The sequence below is a fragment of the Streptomyces sp. NPDC046716 genome, assembly GCF_040645755.1.
Taxonomy (GTDB): Bacteria; Actinomycetota; Actinomycetes; order Streptomycetales; family Streptomycetaceae; genus Streptomyces.
Window position 1 is genome coordinate 243,622 of record NZ_JBEYYU010000002.1, and the last position, 16,352, is coordinate 259,973.

Annotated in this window: 18 protein-coding genes; 8 read left to right on the top strand and 10 right to left on the bottom strand. The window is 71.5% G+C overall.

What is annotated here, in order from left to right; all coding sequences use genetic code 11:
• Window positions 1-6: 6 nt before the first annotated feature.
• Window positions 7-597: a suppressor of fused domain protein gene (locus ABZ930_RS02620; protein ID WP_361540203.1), complete on the bottom strand. Its 591-nt coding sequence runs from the start codon at window positions 595-597 to the stop codon at window positions 7-9.
• 521 nt (window positions 598-1,118) lie between these two features.
• On the opposite strand from ABZ930_RS02620, the gene ABZ930_RS02625 reads away from it, so the two are divergent.
• The gene (locus ABZ930_RS02625; RefSeq protein ID WP_361540206.1) at window positions 1,119-2,252 is read left to right on the top strand and encodes a magnesium and cobalt transport protein CorA; all 1,134 of its coding nucleotides are present in this window, start codon (window positions 1,119-1,121) and stop codon (window positions 2,250-2,252) included.
• A gap of 13 nt (window positions 2,253-2,265) precedes the next feature.
• Window positions 2,266-2,784, top strand: coding sequence for a hypothetical protein (locus tag ABZ930_RS02630; RefSeq protein WP_361540209.1), 519 nt, complete (start codon window positions 2,266-2,268; stop codon window positions 2,782-2,784).
• Window positions 2,785-2,802: 18 nt separating this feature from the next.
• Here ABZ930_RS02630 and ABZ930_RS02635 read toward each other — a convergent pair whose 3' ends face one another.
• Window positions 2,803-3,507 carry a hypothetical protein gene (locus ABZ930_RS02635; RefSeq protein WP_361540388.1) on the bottom strand — a complete coding sequence of 235 codons (705 nt, stop codon included), beginning with the start codon at window positions 3,505-3,507 and terminating at the stop codon, window positions 2,803-2,805.
• Window positions 3,508-3,726: 219 nt separating this feature from the next.
• Here ABZ930_RS02635 and ABZ930_RS02640 point away from each other — a divergent pair, with 219 nt between their 5' ends.
• From ABZ930_RS02640 to ABZ930_RS02650, 3 genes are read left to right on the top strand one after another with little or no spacing between them, the layout of a single operon-like run.
• Window positions 3,727-5,010: a CBS domain-containing protein gene (locus ABZ930_RS02640; RefSeq protein WP_361540212.1), complete on the top strand. Its 1,284-nt coding sequence runs from the start codon at window positions 3,727-3,729 to the stop codon at window positions 5,008-5,010.
• A complete protein-coding gene (locus ABZ930_RS02645) occupies window positions 5,000-5,575 on the top strand; it encodes a DUF1003 domain-containing protein (RefSeq protein WP_361540215.1) in 576 nt (191 codons plus the stop codon). Before ABZ930_RS02640 ends, ABZ930_RS02645 begins: the two co-directional genes overlap by 11 nt.
• Before the next feature lie 44 nt (window positions 5,576-5,619).
• The gene (locus ABZ930_RS02650) at window positions 5,620-6,753 is read left to right on the top strand and encodes an Mrp/NBP35 family ATP-binding protein (RefSeq protein ID WP_361540218.1); all 1,134 of its coding nucleotides are present in this window, start codon (window positions 5,620-5,622) and stop codon (window positions 6,751-6,753) included.
• 205 nt (window positions 6,754-6,958) lie between these two features.
• Here ABZ930_RS02650 and ABZ930_RS02655 read toward each other — a convergent pair whose 3' ends face one another.
• From ABZ930_RS02655 to sigE, 5 genes are all read right to left on the bottom strand, one after another.
• A complete protein-coding gene (locus ABZ930_RS02655) occupies window positions 6,959-7,636 on the bottom strand; it encodes a hypothetical protein (protein WP_361540221.1) in 678 nt (225 codons plus the stop codon).
• A gap of 134 nt (window positions 7,637-7,770) precedes the next feature.
• Window positions 7,771-8,241 (bottom strand): sec-independent translocase, encoded by a 471-nt coding sequence (locus tag ABZ930_RS02660; protein WP_361540224.1) that lies wholly within the window; start codon window positions 8,239-8,241, stop codon window positions 7,771-7,773.
• A gap of 165 nt (window positions 8,242-8,406) precedes the next feature.
• The gene (locus ABZ930_RS02665) at window positions 8,407-10,098 is read right to left on the bottom strand and encodes a trypsin-like peptidase domain-containing protein (protein WP_361540227.1); all 1,692 of its coding nucleotides are present in this window, start codon (window positions 10,096-10,098) and stop codon (window positions 8,407-8,409) included.
• A gap of 140 nt (window positions 10,099-10,238) precedes the next feature.
• Window positions 10,239-11,228, bottom strand: a complete 990-nt coding sequence (locus ABZ930_RS02670; protein WP_361540230.1) for a zf-HC2 domain-containing protein — start codon at window positions 11,226-11,228, stop codon at window positions 10,239-10,241.
• Window positions 11,225-12,010, bottom strand: coding sequence for an RNA polymerase sigma factor SigE (sigE, locus tag ABZ930_RS02675; protein ID WP_361540391.1), 786 nt, complete (start codon window positions 12,008-12,010; stop codon window positions 11,225-11,227). The genes ABZ930_RS02670 and sigE overlap by 4 nt, the downstream gene beginning before the upstream one ends.
• A 145-nt stretch (window positions 12,011-12,155) precedes the next feature.
• Between sigE and ABZ930_RS02680 the strand changes: the two genes are divergently transcribed.
• Complete coding sequence (locus ABZ930_RS02680) at window positions 12,156-12,854, top strand: O-methyltransferase (protein WP_361540394.1); 699 nt, start codon at window positions 12,156-12,158, stop codon at window positions 12,852-12,854.
• Between the two features lie 189 nt (window positions 12,855-13,043).
• On the opposite strand, the gene ABZ930_RS02685 is transcribed toward ABZ930_RS02680, so the two are convergent.
• Window positions 13,044-13,211, bottom strand: coding sequence for a DUF3117 domain-containing protein (locus ABZ930_RS02685; RefSeq protein ID WP_003966491.1), 168 nt, complete (start codon window positions 13,209-13,211; stop codon window positions 13,044-13,046).
• A 320-nt stretch (window positions 13,212-13,531) separates the two neighbouring features.
• Between ABZ930_RS02685 and ABZ930_RS02690 the strand changes: the two genes are divergently transcribed.
• Window positions 13,532-14,335: an enoyl-CoA hydratase-related protein gene (locus tag ABZ930_RS02690; protein ID WP_361540233.1), complete on the top strand. Its 804-nt coding sequence runs from the start codon at window positions 13,532-13,534 to the stop codon at window positions 14,333-14,335.
• On the opposite strand, the gene ABZ930_RS02695 is transcribed toward ABZ930_RS02690, so the two are convergent.
• Window positions 14,332-14,940, bottom strand: a complete 609-nt coding sequence (locus ABZ930_RS02695) for a DNA-3-methyladenine glycosylase I (RefSeq protein ID WP_361540236.1) — start codon at window positions 14,938-14,940, stop codon at window positions 14,332-14,334. The two genes, ABZ930_RS02690 and ABZ930_RS02695, sit on opposite strands and share 4 nt — an antisense overlap.
• Window positions 14,937-15,326 carry a DivIVA domain-containing protein gene (locus tag ABZ930_RS02700; RefSeq protein WP_361540397.1) on the bottom strand — a complete coding sequence of 130 codons (390 nt, stop codon included), beginning with the start codon at window positions 15,324-15,326 and terminating at the stop codon, window positions 14,937-14,939. The genes ABZ930_RS02695 and ABZ930_RS02700 overlap by 4 nt, the downstream gene beginning before the upstream one ends.
• 151 nt (window positions 15,327-15,477) lie before the next feature.
• Between ABZ930_RS02700 and folP the strand changes: the two genes are divergently transcribed.
• Window positions 15,478-16,338: a dihydropteroate synthase gene (folP, locus tag ABZ930_RS02705; RefSeq protein WP_361540239.1), complete on the top strand. Its 861-nt coding sequence runs from the start codon at window positions 15,478-15,480 to the stop codon at window positions 16,336-16,338.
• The last annotated feature ends 14 nt before the right edge of the window (window positions 16,339-16,352 follow it).

Sequence of the window (16,352 nt, forward strand, 5' to 3'; positions counted from 1 at the left end):
CGGTCCTCAGTCGAGGGCGACGGACCTGCGCAGCGGATCGCGCAGGTCCGTTCCGCCGTTCAGCCACTTCTCCTGGAGCTCGGCCGCGCCGTGCACCCGCTTCCACGCCGCCTCGTTCTGGGTCATCGGCAGCAGCGGCAGGAACCGTACGGGGTCCATCGGCGCGTCGAGGTCGAGGTCCTCCACGAGACCGCCCGACTCCGCGACCAGGACCGAGGTGAACGGCGCGCCCGGCCACAACGGCTCCCCCACGTCCAGCGACGCGCCCGGGGCCACGACCACGCCCTCCACCTGCGGCGAGGCGGCCAGCACCGCGAGCGGCCTGAGCGCCTTGTCGGTGTCGGCGAGCCCCGCACGGACCGTCAGGACCAGTTCGGCGCGCGGGCCCTCGACCGGATCGGCGAGGGCCGCGGTCGGGTCGGCCATCGGCGCGGCGGACATCCCCAGCGTCGCGTAGCGCACGACACCCTGGTCGGCGTCGGTGAAACGCAGCACCTCGATGCGGTCCGTGCCGAGGAACGTGACCGCCGCGCGCGCGTCCGGTTCGCCCAGGGCCGTCCGCAGCCGGGCCTCTACAAGCGCAAGAACTTCTCCCATCCCGCGAGCATAGAACTCGCATGGAACGGGTAAAGGCGGGGCTTGCTTCTTCAGTCGGCTGATAGTCTTGGCCGCTGGTCGGGACGGAACGCCGAGCGTCCCCGCCGAAGGCCCTCAAGAGCCCTCGAAGACCCGACCCACTGATCGTCCCTCACGGGGGACCGGCCGGAGGAGGTGGGGCTGTCATGGATCGAAGTCGACCGTGCAGTACCACCCGTTCTTCCGGCCGCTAGGCCCGCGTCCCACACCGCAGTCAGCAGTCACCGGCGTTTCGTCGGCCGTCTGCCTCTTGGGCTGTCCGGGCTGTTCGCGTTCGCCGGAAGAGCACTTCGTTTCCACCTGATCTTTCCGATCTTCCTGATCTGAATCAGTCAGCGGAGCCGCCCGGCGTCGGTGCGGTGCTCCCCGCTTTGTGGACGTGCAGCATGTCCCGGTTTCCGGTTGGCCAGGACGTCCTCATTCCGGGCAGTTCCGATTTCCCGAGTGCCCCGCGCGGCTCCCGCCCGCGAAGGAGCCTGCCCATGTCGATGATGCGCGACCTGCGTCTCGCCGTCCGCCCCTCGCTGCGCAAGAGCGTGGCCCCGTACGAGAACGAGAGCCGCTCCTCGTACGACCCCACCCGCGCCCCGTCCGCCTGCTCGGCCGTCGTGGACTGCGCCGTCTACCGCGACGGGGCCCGCGTGGAGAGCGGCGACCGCTGCCTGACGCCGAGCGAGGCACGCCTCCAGGTGCGCCGGGACGGCGGCTTCGCCTGGATCGGTCTGCACGAGCCGACCGAGAAGGAATTCGCCGGTATCGCCGCCGAGTTCGGGCTGCACCCGCTCGCCGTCGAGGACGCCGTCCACGCCCACCAGCGGCCCAAGCTGGAGCCGTACGACGACACGCTCTTCGCCGTGTTCAAGACCATCCACTACGTCGAGCACGCCGAACTGACCGACACCAGCGAGGTCGTGGAGACCGGCGAGGTCATGTGCTTCCTCGGCCGCGACTTCTTCATCACCGTGCGGCACGGCGGGCAGGGCTCGCTGCGCGCGCTGCGCCGTCGCCTCCAGGCAGAGCCGGAGCTGCTCGCCAAGGGCCCGAGCGCGGTGCTGCACGCCATCTCCGACCACGTCGTCGACGGCTATCTGGCGGTGGCCGACGCGATGCAGGACGACATCGACGAGGTCGAGACCGACGTCTTCTCGCAGACCGGCAAGGGCGGGCCGCGCGGCACCGACGCCGGCCGGATCTACCAGCTCAAGCGCGAGGTGCTGGAGTTCAAGCGGGCCGTCGCCCCGCTGCGCCGTCCGCTGCAACTGCTGAGCGAGCGGCCGATGCGGCTGATCGACCCCGACATCCAGAAGTACTTCCGTGATGTCGCCGACCACCTGGAGCGCGTCCAGGAGCAGGTCATCGGCTTCGACGAACTCCTCAACTCGATCCTTCAGGCCAACCTGGCGCAGGCGTCCGTCGCGCAGAACGAGGACATGCGCAAGATCACCTCGTGGGCGGCCATCGTCGCCGTACCGACCATGGTCTGCGGCGTCTACGGCATGAACTTCAAGCACATGCCCGAGCTGCACTGGCGGTACGGCTACCCGCTGGTGCTCGCCGTCACCGTCGCGGCGTGCGTCACCATCCACCGCACCCTCAAGCGCAACGGCTGGCTGTAGCTACGCTGACGGCATGACGACTGCCGAACTGCTCGACGCCGCCCTCGTCGAGGAGGCCACCAAGAAGTCCGGGCTCATCTGGGTGCGGGGCACCGACGCCGAGCGGGCCCTGTGGCACGTGTGGCACGAGGGCGCGGCCCATGTGGTCGGGGACGGGCCCGGCGAGCAGCCGCTGCCCGGTCTCGTCGACGGGGGCACCGCCGTGGTCACCGTGCGCAGCAAGGACAAGGGCGGCCGGCTGGTCGGCTGGCGGGCGACGGCCGTGGAGCTGGCGCCCGGTACGCCGCAGTGGGAGGCGGCCGTCGGCGAGCTGAAGGGCAAGCGGCTCAACGCGCCGGACGCGGAGACGATGACCGAGCGCTGGAGCCGCGAGTGCCGGGTGCTGCGGCTGGAGCCGGTGCGCGGCGCGGATCCGGTCCCGGCCCCCGCGGACGCGCAGGCGGCGCCGCCGGTGCCGTCGCCCGCCACCACCCGCGATCCGGCGCCGGCGGGGCTGCCCCGGCTCCTGGCACGACGCGGCAGACGCCGCTGAGGGCGCCCGCGCGGCCGCTCAGGACTCCGGCAGCTGCCGGCCGTAGTCGACGGTGTCGTCCGACGTCGGCTCGTCCAGCGCGAAGTCCTTGCCCCACTCGGTGAGTTGCAGGATCCCGGCGCCGCCGGCCCGCGCCAGCCGCATGGGGTACGCCGTTCCCTCCAGGGAGACGTCGAGCGTGCCGCCGGAGCCGTCGTCGCCGGTGAGCGCGATCGTGCGGACCCCTCCGGAGGTGCCGCGGTCGCCCTTCGCGAGGGTGCCGTGCAGCGTGAGCAGCCCGTCGAGCAGCACGTCCTTGTCGGTGAAGGTGCTCAGCCGCTTGTACGAGGGGTCGCCGGCCGGCACCTTCACGTACTTGCCGTCGAGCTTGTCGGCGGCGGCGCCGTCGCCGTGCTGCCCCTCGTCGTCGGAGTGCGACCAGAAGTCGGCGTCGGCCTTGAGGTAGAGGTGCTCGTCGACCCGCAGCAGCCGGAAGGTGCCGCCGCCCGTCGTCACCGAGCCGGTGCCGCCCTCGTCCTTCAGCCGCATGTCGAGCTTGTACGTCCTGCCGCCGCTGACGACGGTGCCGGCGAGGCGCACGGCGTCGGCGCCGCGTGCGGCCTTGACCGTGCGGGACTGGATCGTGTCCGGCTCCAGTTTGCCGACCCCGTTGGTGCCCGCGTCCGGATCGTCTCCGCAGGCCGCGAGCCCGGCCGCGAGCCCCGTGCACATCACGCCGACCATGAGCGTCCTGCGGGTACGGCGGGCCAGGGGGAAAACGGTCACGGGCGGTACTACCTCTCGTACGGAAAGGGGCTCGTCGGCAGTACGGCAGCGTACCCGTGGTGTCCGCCGTGGCCGGTGTCGGTCCGGGCGGGCGGATGCGCAAAGGCGTGTTCGACGGGTACCGGCTAGCCTGAACCACGGATTGATCACTTACGCGCGGAGGAGGTGCGGGCAGACATGGCAGGTGGCGCCCCCCGGATCTTCGTCTCGCACCTCGCGGGCATCGCCGTCTTCGACCCGAACGGGGACCAGGTCGGCCGGGTCCGCGATGTCGTCGCGATGCTGCGGGTGGGACGGCGGCCGCCCCGGGTCCTCGGCCTGGTCGTCGAACTGTCGACGCGGCGGCGCATCTTCCTGCCCATGACCCGCGTCACCGGCATCGAGTCGGCCCAGGTCATCACCACCGGAGTGCTCAACGTCCGGCGCTTCGAGCAGCGGCCCACCGAGCGCCTCGTGCTGGGCGAGATGCTGGACCGCCGGGTGCGGCTGGTGGAGTCCGGGGAACCTGGAGAAGTCGTCACCGTCCTCGACGTCTCCGTGCAGCAGCTGCCGGCCCGCCGGGACTGGGAGATCGACCGGGTCTTCGTCCGCAGGGGCAAGGGCGGCACCTTCCGGCGCAAGGGCGAGACGCTGACCGTGGACTGGTCGGCCGTCACCGGGTTCTCCCTGGAGGAGCACGGGCAGGGCGCCGAGAACCTGCTCGCGACCTTCGAGCAGCTGCGCCCCGCCGACCTGGCGAACGTCCTGCACCACCTCTCGCCCAAGCGGCGGGCCGAGGTCGCCGCGGCGCTCACCAACGAACGGCTCGCCGACGTCCTCGAGGAACTCCCCGAGGACGACCAGATCGAGATCCTCGGCAAGCTGAAGGAGGAGCGGGCCGCCGACGTCCTGGAGGAGATGGACCCGGACGACGCGGCCGACCTGCTCGGCGAGCTGCCCGAGGACGACAAGGAGCGGCTGCTCACCCTGATGCAGCCGAGCGACGCGGCCGACGTGCGGCGCCTGATGGCGTACGAGGACAAGACCGCGGGCGGTCTGATGACGACGGAACCGATCGTGCTGCGCCCGGACGCGACCGTCGCCGACGCGCTCGCCCGGGTCCGCAATCCCGACCTCTCCCCCGCGCTCGCCGCGCAGGTCTACGTCTGCCGCCCGCCGGACGAGACGCCGACCGGCAAGTATCTGGGCACCATCCACTTCCAGCGGCTGCTGCGCGATCCGCCGTACACGATGGTCGGCTCGATCCTGGACGACGATCTGCAGGCCCTGTCGCCGTCCGCCGCGCTGCCGGAGATCGCCGGGTTCTTCGCGACGTACGACATGGTGGCCGCGCCCGTCGTCGACGAGAGCGGGTCGCTGCTCGGCGCCGTCACCGTCGACGACGTCCTCGACCACATGCTGCCCGACGACTGGCGCGAGCAGGAGTTCCACCTCGCGGGGGACGTGAACCATGGCGAATGAGGAGACGTCCCGCCGCGAGGAGGCGACGCGCCGCCCCCGGATCCGCCTGGACCAGCCGCGCGCCCCGCGTCGCCGGCTGCTGCCCGAGTACGACCCCGAGGCCTTCGGACGGCTGTCGGAGCGCATCGCCCGGTTCCTGGGGACGGGGCGGTTCATCGTCTGGATGACGGTGATCATCATCGCGTGGGTGATCTGGAACATCGCGGCGCCCGACCATCTGCGCTTCGACCAGTACCCGTTCATCTTCCTGACGCTGATGCTGTCGCTCCAGGCGTCCTACGCCGCTCCGCTGATCCTGCTCGCGCAGAACCGGCAGGACGACCGCGACCGGGTCAACCTGGAGCAGGACCGCAAGCAGAACGAGCGGTCGATCGCCGACACCGAGTACCTGAGCCGGGAGGTCGCGGCCCTGCGGATCGGCCTCGGCGAGGTCGCGACCAGGGACTGGATCCGCTCCGAGCTGCAGGACCTCCTCAAGGAGCTGGAGGAGCAGCGGCGGTCCGTTCCCGAGAACGGGGTATTCCCGGCCGAGCGGGATCGGGCACGTGACGTAGACGACCGCTGACGGGGCTTTCCGTGCCCCGGTTACCGCGCCGTACTATCGGTCGTATGGCTACGGAAGACGCGGTGCGCGAGGCACTCGCGACAGTGAACGACCCCGAGATCCAGCGACCCATCACCGAGCTGGGGATGGTCAAATCGGTGGACATCGGTGCGGACGGAGTCGTCGCGGTCACCGTGTACCTGACCGTGTCGGGCTGCCCGATGCGCTCGACGATCGAGAACAACGTGCGGGACGCCGTCCTGCGCGTCGAGGGCGTGACCGACGTCCGGGTCACCCTCGACGTGATGAGCGACGAGCAGCGCAAGGAGCTGGCCGCGGCGCTGCGCGGCGGCACCGCCGAGCGCGAGGTCCCGTTCGCCAAGCCCGGCTCGCTGACCCGTGTCTACGCGGTCGCCTCCGGCAAGGGCGGCGTCGGCAAGTCCTCCGTGACCGTGAACCTCGCCGCCGCGATGGCCGCCGACGGTCTGAAGGTCGGTGTCGTCGACGCCGACATCTACGGCCACTCCGTGCCGCGCATGCTGGGCGCCGACGGCAAGCCCACCCAGGTCGAGAACATGATCATGCCGCCGTCCGCGCACGGCGTGAAGGTCATCTCCATCGGCATGTTCACGCCGGGCAACGCGCCGGTGGTGTGGCGCGGGCCGATGCTGCACCGCGCGCTGCAGCAGTTCCTGGCCGATGTCTTCTGGGGCGACCTCGACGTCCTGCTCCTCGACCTGCCGCCGGGGACGGGTGACATCGCGATCTCCGTCGCGCAGCTGGTGCCGAACGCCGAGATCCTCGTCGTGACGACGCCTCAGCAGGCCGCCGCCGAGGTCGCCGAGCGGGCCGGGTCGATCGCGGTGCAGACGCACCAGAAGATCGTGGGCGTCGTGGAGAACATGTCGGGGCTGCCGTGCCCGCACTGCGGCGAGATGGTCGACGTGTTCGGCACCGGGGGCGGCAAGCTGGTCGCCGAGGGGCTGACGCGGACGACGGGCGCCGAGGTGCCGGTGCTCGGCTCCATCCCCATCGACGTGCGACTCCGCGAGGGCGGCGACGAGGGCAAGCCGGTGGTGCTGTCCGACCCCGACTCCCCGGCCGGCGCGGCGCTGCGCGGCATCGCGGATCAGCTGGGGGGCCGCCAGCGCGGCCTGTCGGGCATGTCGCTGGGAATCACCCCGCGCAACAAGTTCTGAGCCCTCGCCCTTGGGCGCGGGTGCACGGGGGCTGGTCGCGCGGTTCCCCGCGCCCCTGAGGCATGCGCTGCGCGCAGCCTCCCCCTGGCGCCCCTGGGCGAGCGGAGCTCGCTTCCAGGGGCGCGGGGAACTGCGCGAGAAGCCCCCACCGGCCGACAGCCGACCGACGGCGCAACAGCCCGGTCAGCCCCCGTCGGCCCGTGCTCTACGCGGAGCCCGAGGCGTACTCGGCGATGTCCTTCACCACGGAGAAGCCCAGACCGTAGGCGCTCATCCCCCGGCCGTAGGCCCCGAGATGAACCCCGGCCTGCGTCGACCCGGCGAGAACCCAGCCGTACTCCGACTCCCGGTAATGGAACTCGGTCGGCACCCCGTCGACCGGCAAGGACAGCACGGCCCAGTCCGACGACCGGAGATCGTCCGCGAGGACCCACGCCGTCTCGGTCTGCTGCTCCAGCCAGTCGTCCCGGAGTGTGTGATCCATCTGCCCCGGCCAGGTGTACGAGAGCAGCCCCACCCCGGCGAGCCAGGCCGCAGAGGAGACGGACGTCGCCTCCAGCACACCCGTGCCGTCGGAGCTGCGCCGTACCGGATTGGCGGCGACGGTCACCACGACCGCGAACCGCTCGGCGGCGTCCCCGTGAAGGGTTCCCTCGCTGCGCACGGAGGGCTCGTCACCGTGCCCGATCGAACCGTGCTCGACGGACCCGTCCGCCGTGGTGCCGACCTGCATCAGCCAACGCGGTCCCGTGAAGGCCTCGTCGAGGCCGTACCACGGGAAGGACGCCAGCAGGTATCCGTCGACCGTACGCCGGGCCCCGGGGACCTGACCGGCCCCCTCGGTGGCCGGCGCCTGCGCGCCCACCCGACTCGTCGTCTCCATGTACCCGGCCGCCTCCTCGCTCTCGTACGGACCGCAGCGGCCCGCCCCCCTCGGGCGTTCTCACGTCCGGTCCGCGCAACAACAAGGCAGGATGCCACACCGGGTCCACAGGGCCCGGTTTCGAGAGGTGTGGTTCAGGTCGCGTCGCTGTCGAAGGGCGGCGGCGTCGGCTTGGCCGACTGCTCCGTCGCCTCGGGACGCTTCTCGAGATCAGGACCCTTGGTCATGCTGATCCGACCGCTGGTGGCGGGCGATGAGGACGAGCCGTCGTCGCGCACGTCACCGACCGTCTGCACGGCGTCGCCGACCTCGGCCATTTCCTTTTTCAGGTCAAAGCCGTTGCGAATCTCCTTGAGCCCCAGTTCATCGCTGTCCAGCTGCTTGCGGATGAACGTCTTGGGGTTCAGGTCCTCGAATTCGAAGTCCTTGAACTCAGGACCCAGTTCATTACGGATGTCCTGCTTCGCGCTGTCCGAGAAATCACGGATCTTCCGGATGGTCCGCGCGACATCCTGAATGACCTGCGGCAGCTTGTCGGGGCCGAAGATGAGCACGGCCAGCACAACAAGCGCTATGACCTCCGGTAGGCCAATGTCGTTGAACACCTTGCACTCCTAGCGTGTCCTCGGCCCGCGGCGGTCTTCGGTAGCAGGTCTTCGGCAGGGTCCGACAGGGGACCGGTCCACGGTACCCGGCGTACCTGTCCATTTGGTAGCCACCCGGCTACGTCCGGGATCATCTGTGCCGGGACTTGACCGGCCGGTTGCCGGTCAGTTGCCGTCGGCCGAGCCGAGAACCAGGGACACCTTGCGCTCCTCGCCGTCCCTTTCGACCGTGAGGACCAGTTTGTCCTTGGGGCGGTGGGAGCGGATCTTGACGATCAGCTCCTCGCCGGAGTGGACCCGCACCCCGTCGACCTCGGTGATCACGTCACTCGGCCGGATCCCGGCCCTGGCGCCGGGCCCGCCGGGGCTGACGGACGAGCCGCCGCTGTTGCCCTTGGTGCCCACGCGCGCGCCGTCGCCCGTGTAGTCCATGTCCAGGGTGACGCCGATGACCGGGTGCGTGGCCCGGCCGGTGTTGATCAGTTCCTCGGCGACGCGCTTGGCCTGGTTGACCGGAATGGCGAAGCCGAGGCCGATGGAGCCGGACTGGCCGCCGTCCAGCTCCGCTCCGCCGCCGGCGGAGCGGATGGCGCTGTTGATGCCGATGACACGGCCCTTGGAGTCGACCAGCGGGCCGCCGGAGTTGCCCGGGTTTATGGGTGCGTCGGTCTGCAGGGCGTCGACGTAGCTGACGTCGCTTCCGTCGCCCTTCTCGCCGCCCGCCGTGATCGGCCGGTCCTTGGCGCTGATGATGCCGGAGGTGACCGTGTTGGCGAGGTCGAAGGGCGCGCCGATGGCCACGACCGGGTCGCCGACCTGCACGCTCTCGGAGTTGCCGAGCGGCAGGGGCTTGAGGCCGTGCACGTTGTCCACCCTGATGACGGCGAGGTCGTAGCCGGTGTCGTGCCCGACGACCTTCGCGCGGGCGCTCTCCCCTCCGGCGAACGTGACCGATATCTCACCGCCCGTCCCCGCCGGGTCCACGACGTGGTTGTTGGTGAGGATGTGGCCGCGGTCGTCGAGGACGAAGCCGGTGCCGGTGCCCTGCTCGGACGAGCCCTTGGTGTGGATGGTGACGACGCCGGGCAGCGCGCTCGCCGCGATGCCCGCGACGCTTCCGGGCGCGCGGTGGGTGGACTCGGCGCCCGCCTGCGGGAGTTCGATGTCCGTCCCGCCGTTGCGCTCCAGGTACGAGCCGATGGCGCCGCCGATGCCACCGGAGGCCAGCGCGATCAGTACGGCGGCGACCACGAGGCCGCGCCGCCCGCGCCGCGGCCTCGCCCCGACGGTCGCGCCGCTCTGCGACAGCGATACGGGCCCGGCCCAGGGGTCGTACTGCTGCCAGGGCGCGGCAGGCATCGGGGCCGGAGCCGGGTGGGGAGCCGCTGCGCCCGCGTAGGGGGCCGGCGGTGCGGCTCGGGTCAGCCCCGGGTGCTGGACCGGCGGCGCGGGCGCCCACGGTCCGGGCGCACCGTACGGCACCTCGGTGTACGGGTCGGCCGGAGGAGCGGGAAGAGGCTGCTCCGGGGCGGCAGCGGGGGCGGGCACCGGAGGGGAGGCGTCCACCGGCTCCACCGGCTCCACCGGCGCCTGAGAGGCCTGCGGGGCCTGGGGGGCCTGGGGGGCGTCAGGGGTTCTCGGGGCGTCAACAGGCGTCCCAGGAGCCTCTACGGCCTCCTGGGCGGCAGGGGTGACGGTTTCCTCCGGCCCGGCTTCCGGGGCGACGGTGTCGGGTGCACCGCCGGAGGCCGCCTCGGGGGCCGGCAGATGCCAGTCGCCGTCGTCCTCCACCGGGCGCCCCGTGTCCGGTCGGGGGCGGCTCCACCACTTGGCCTTTGTGGGCTTGCCCTCGTCCATGTCCCGCTGTTCTCCCCGCACCCGGCCCGCGGCACGTCACCGCCGGCTCCCGGCCGCGCACCCCGGGGCGATACCCGGGACGTGGCCTCACCTGGATTCAACCAGGTTCGGCGGGTCCGGCGAAGGGCTGTCAGGCAGGCTCAGCGGGCGGACGACGGATGCGAGGAGACCGTCGGCTCGGCTGTGGGGGTCGCGGCGAGGGTCGACTCCGTCGCGAGACCGAGGCCGGTCACCTCGGAGGACGTGTGCGGGTTCAGAGCGAGGGAGACCACGGGGACGGTGGCGGCGGGACGTATGAGGGGGGTCATGCGGGCGGCGGCGGAGAGCATCGGGGTGGAGAACGGATAGCTGGCGCTGTCCGCGTGGCCGCCCCCCGGAAGCAGCGGGGCGCTCGATCCGGCCGAGGAGACCGGTGCGGCGAGGGCGCCGCCGCTCTGGCCGAGCAGCGGGGAGAGCGCCCTGCGGCGCTGGGTCTCGGGCGTGGACGCGGCGCCGGCCGCCTGGCTGCGCAGCGGCGTGACATTGCTGTTGCCGCCGCCTCCCGTGCCGCGGGCGTCGGAGGTGTCCGCGGGAACGCCGGACGTGACACCGCCCAGCGCGATCGCGGCGAGCGAGACCGCCCCGGCCGCGGCGAACGCGAACCGGCGCCCGCGCGAGGCCCGGTCGCTGTCGTGCCGGTCGCGGCTCACCTCGTGGATACGGAAGCCGTGCTGCACGGGGAGCACGGCGGCGTGGGCGCCGGACCGTGCGTAGCCGAAGGGCTCGGCGTCGACGTCGAACACGCCGTTCCCCAGGCCTCGGACGTTGCCGAAGGCTCGGCCCGTGCCGAAGGTGCCGCTGCCGAACGGTGTTCCGTCGTCATCGGCGTCACCGCCGGCGGGCAGGCCCTGGAGGCGGGCGAGGAAACTGTCGCTGGGCGGCGGCGGGGCCACCTCGGCGAAGACGCTCTTGACGCGGCGCTGCGCGTCGGCCTCGTCCTTGCACCGGGCGCAGGTCGCCAGGTGGGCGAGGACGCGCTCGCGGGCGTCGTGGTCCAGTTCACCGTCGACGAAGGCGGCCAGCCGGTCCCCGAGATGCTGGTCGGCCGCGGTGAGCTGGCGGTCGGCAGGATTGAGACGTGATCCACTCACGCGGTCGCGCCCCCTGTTCCTAGGACAGGGATCGCCCCCGTCGTCGCCGTCGCGAGCGTGCGGCGCTCCTTGCGGGCCTCCGGCGAGCGGTGCTGCAGGGCCTTGCGCAGCTGTGAACGGCCACGGTGGATCCGGCTGCGGACCGTGCCGAGCTTCACGCCCAGGGTCGCGGCGATCTCCTCGTACGACAGTCCCTCGATGTCACAGAGGACGACGGCGGCGCGGAACTCGGGCGCCAGGGTGTCCAGCGCCTGCTGGACGTCGGCGTCGAAGTGCGCGTCGTTGAAGACCTGCTGCGGGGACGGCTCTCTGCTGGGCAGACGCTCGGCGGCGTCGTCGCCCAGGGAGTCGAAGCGGATGCGCTGCTTGCGGCGGACCATGTCCAGGAACAGGTTCGTCGTGATGCGGTGCAGCCAGCCCTCGAAGGTGCCGGGCGTGTACGTCGACAGCGAGCGGAAGACGCGGACGAAGACCTCCTGGGTGAGATCTTCGGCGTCGTGCTGATTGCCGGTCAGGCGGTAGGCGAGCCGGTACACCCGGCCGCTGTGCGTGCTGACGATCTCCTCCCATGTGGGCGGAGTCCACGCCTGAGATTCCGCGTCAGCGGCAAAGGTCGCGGTCTGCTGCGCGGAGTCAGTGCTGCGGAATCGGTCAGCGGTGTTGGTCACAGATTTCGGCTCACCCGCCGACCTGAGAAAGCGCCGCAGCACTCCTCCCCGATCCACAGGCGCAGCCGCACCTCCCCTATCGGCTCTGGTGGTGTCCAGTGGAGCCCCTACCATAGCCACCTCGCCCGTTAGCTCCGGATAAGCGTTTTTACTCAGATTTGCCGGTCGGCTGTCGACCACCGGTTCTACCGCTGTCGCCATCCCGCTCTCCCCCGCTTCGTCCTGCTCTTTCCCCCTGCTCTCCTAAACGCCCGGTCCCATCTGCGAGTTCCCGCCACCAACGGATAAAGTCACGCGCAGGCAACCACGGGGACAGGAGAGGGCCATTACCGGCAACCGGCAGACGAGTTGGGCGTTCGCCGACGCCTTTGTCGCCGAGGACGAGGCACTGCGCTGGGCCCGGGACCGGGCCCGGGACGCGGGGCTGCGCTCGGTGTCACCCGGCGCGGGCGCGGCCCTGGGGTTGCTCGCCGCCACCGTCGGGGCCAAGGCCGTCGCCGAGATCGGTACGGGCACCGGCGTGTCCGGAATCCATCTGCTGCACGGCATGCGGCCCGACGGCGTGCTGACCACGGTGGACCCGGAGCCGGAGCGGCAGCAGTTCGCCCGGCAGGCGTTCCGCGCGGCCGGCTTCGCCAGCAACCGGGCCCGGTTCATTCCGGGGCGGGCGCTCGATGTGCTGCCGCGGCTCGCGGACAGCGGGTACGACCTCGTCTTCTGTGACGGGGACCGGATGGAGTCGCTGGAGTATCTCGCCGAATCGTTGCGGCTGCTGCGGCCGGGTGGGCTGGTCTGTTTCGAGGGTGTCTTCGCCGACGGGCGGACCGTGGACTCGGGGCCGCAGCCGGTGGAGGTCGTGCGGTTGCGGGAGTTGTTGCGGGCCGTACGGGAGTCTTCGGAGCTGGTGCCTTCGCTGCTGCCCGTCGGGGACGGGTTGCTCTGCGCCGTGAAGCGCTAGGCAAAGGGCTGGTCCGGTTGTCTCGCGGTCGACCCGTCCGTCGTGGCCGGCCGCGCCCAGACTGACACGGCCCCGCGCCCCTGGCGGGGCACCCCACGGCGTCCCGCACCCTACTTGACCTGGTAAAACACGACCGCCCCGGCACCGGATGTGTGCCAGGGCGGTCGAAAAGGTATGGTCGCTTCCGCGTCAGCCGACGACCTTCTTCAGGGCGTCGCCGAGGGCGTCTGCCTCGTCCGGCGTCAGCTCGACCACGAGCCGACCGCCGCCTTCGAGCGGAACGCGCATGACGATGCCCCGCCCCTCCTTGGTCACCTCGAGCGGGCCGTCACCCGTTCGCGGCTTCATGGCCGCCATGCTCGTTCCCCTTCCTGAAACCAGCTCACATCAGCGCCGACGGCCCCCTGAACGGGCACTCATCACCGGCATCGAACACATTGCTTCTAGGCCATTATCCCGCATCGCAGGACCCCATGACCAACATCGGCAGGCATCGCTTGCGCAACGCGCTTGAGCAAAACCACTCAATTCGGGGATGTGGCTGCGATACTACGCCGCTCTCGCGCCTCTTCCGTGACGCAATCGTTTGACGCAGGTCACATGCGAGGGGCGTTCCGCGGGCCGTGATCTCCGTCATGCTGTGCACGGACGACTAAGCAACCGCATAGGAGGCTCCCATGGCCGACGCCGTGCTCTACGAGGTGAGCGACGGGCTCGCGACGATCACGCTGAACCGCCCCGAGGCGATGAACGCGATGAACACCGAGGCCAAGGTCGCCCTCCGCGACGCGGTGCAGGCCGCCGCCGACGACAAGGCCGTACGGGCGGTGCTGCTCACCGCGGCCGGCGACCGGGCGTTCTGTGTCGGGCAGGACCTGAAGGAGCACATCGGGTCGCTCATGGCGGACCGGGAGGACGGCCAGGGCCGCACCATGAACACGGTGCGCGAGCACTACAACCCGATCGTGCGGGCGCTGACCCAGATGCCGAAGCCGGTCGTGGCGGCGGTGAACGGCGTGGCGGCCGGCGCGGGCTTCGGCTTCGCGCTCTGCGCGGACTACCGGATCGTCGCGGACACGGCGTCGTTCAACACGTCGTTCGCGGGTGTCGCGCTGACCGCCGACTCGGGTGTCTCCTGGACGCTGCCGCGGCTGATCGGGCCGGGCCGGGCCACCGATCTGCTGCTGTTCCCGCGCACGATCACGGCGCAGGAGGCCTTCGAGATCGGCGCCGTCAACAAGATCGTGCCCGCCGCCGAGCTGGCGGAGACCGCCCGCAAGCTGGCGCTGCTGCTCGCGGCCGGGCCGACCGTCGCCTACGCCGCGCTCAAGGAGTCGGTCGCCTTCGCCGCCGACCACTCCCTCGACGAGGCCCTCGACAAGGAGGACGAGCTGCAGGCGCGGGCCGGGGTCTCCGAGGACCACGCCATCGCGGTGCAGGCCTTCATCGCCAAGGAGAAGCCGAAGTACCTCGGCCGCTAGGGCGTGTCCCGACCGGCCGTCGTGCGGGCCGTGCAGTCGGCCAGGTGGTCGTTGACCAGCCCGCACGCCTGCATCAGCGCGTACGCCGTGGTGGGGCCGACGAAGCGCAGGCCCCGCTTCTTCAGCTCCTTGGAGAGGGCCTTCGACTCGTCGGTGCTCGCCGGTACGTCGGAGAGCAGCCGCGGGGCCGGGCGGTCGGTGGCGTCCGGCGCGAAGGACCAGATGAGGCGGTCGAGGTCGCCGGCGGGCCAGTCGGCGAGCACCCGCGCGTTCGACAGCGTGGCGTCGACCTTCGCTCTGTTGCGGATGATGCCGGGGTCGGCCAGCAGGCGCTCGCGGTCGGCGTCCGTGAAGGCGGCGACGTCCGCGATCTTGAAGTGGGCGAAGGCGGTGCGGAAGGTCTCGCGGCGGCGCAGGATCGTGATCCAGGACAGCCCGGACTGGAAGGCCTCCAGGCTGAGCCGCTCGAAGAGCGCGTCGTCGCCGTGGACCGGGCGGCCCCACTCCGTGTCGTGGTACGCGACGTAGTCGTCGGTCGACAGGCCCCAGGGGCAGCGCGGCCTGCCGTCGGGGCCGGGGATCGCGGCGCCGGTCGGCTCGCTCATCGGTGGCTCTCCCCCGGCTCGTCCAGGTATCCGCCGGGCGGGGCGAAACCGCTGTCGGGGCGGCGGTCGAACGGCTGCTGGCGGCTCTGTGCGTCGGCCGAGGCGAGCGCCGACTCCAGCTCGGTGATGCGGGCGTCCCGCTCGGCGAGCTCCGCTCCCAGCCGGTTCAGCGCGTCGTCGACCTCCGCCATGCGGTAGCCGCGCACGGCGGTGGGCAGCCGCAGCGCGTCCACGTCGGCGGGGCCGACGGGGCGATCGTGCGGCAGCGGGTCGGCGTAGAACTGGGACGGCTCGTCGCGCAGCGTGCCGCCGTCGCCCCCGCCGACGATCGCGAGCGTCACCGCTCCGACCACCACGACGAGCGCGACGACCAGAAACAAGAACATGACCATCTGTGCCGTCCCCTGGCTCGACCGGGCCGGCCTTCACGCAGCCCGAAACCGTCAGGGTCCGATCGTGCCATGCCGTACTGACAGTTAAGGTCGCAGGCGACCCTTGATACGTGATTGCAGTGGGATCCAGAGGAGAGTCACAGGGATGCTCAGGCTGGGCCGGCACGAGTTCGCCGCGCACGAACCGGTGATCATGGCGATCGTCAACCGGACCCCCGACTCCTTCTACGACCAGGGCGCCACGTTCCGGGACGAGCCCGCGCTCGCGCGGGTCGAGCAGGCCGTCGCCGAGGGCGCCCTGATCGTCGACATCGGCGGGGTGAAGGCCGGTCCCGGCGAGGAGGTCGACGCGGCGGAGGAGGCGCGGCGCACCGTGGGCTTCGTGGCGGAGGTGCGGCGGCGCTTCCCCGACGTGATCATCAGCGTCGACACCTGGCGGCACGAGGTCGGTGAGGCCGTGTGCGAGGCGGGCGCGGATCTGCTCAACGACGCGTGGGGCGGCGTCGACCCGAAGCTGGCGGAGGTCGCGGGGCGCTACGGCGTGGGCATCGTGTGCACGCACGCGGGGGGCGCGGAGCCCCGTACGCGGCCGCACCGGGTCACCTATGACGACGTGATGGCGGACATCCTGGACGTGACGGTCTCCTACGCGGAGCGGGCGGTGTCCCTCGGGGTGGCGCGCGAGTCGGTGCTGATCGACCCGGGCCACGACTTCGGCAAGAACACCCGCCATTCGCTGGAGGCGACGCGGCGCCTTCCGGAGATGGTGGAGACGGGCTGGCCGGTGCTCGTGTCGCTGTCCAACAAGGACTTCGTGGGCGAGACGCTCGACAAGCCCGTCAAGGAGCGGGTCATCGGGACGCTGGCGACGACGGCGGTGTCGGCGTGGCTGGGCGCGCAGGTCTACCGGGTGCACGAGGTCGCGGAGACGCGGCAGGTGCTCGACATGGTGGCGTCCATCGCGGGTCACCGGCCCCCGGCGGTCGCCCGCCGGGGACTGGCCTGACCGCACGCGCGAGC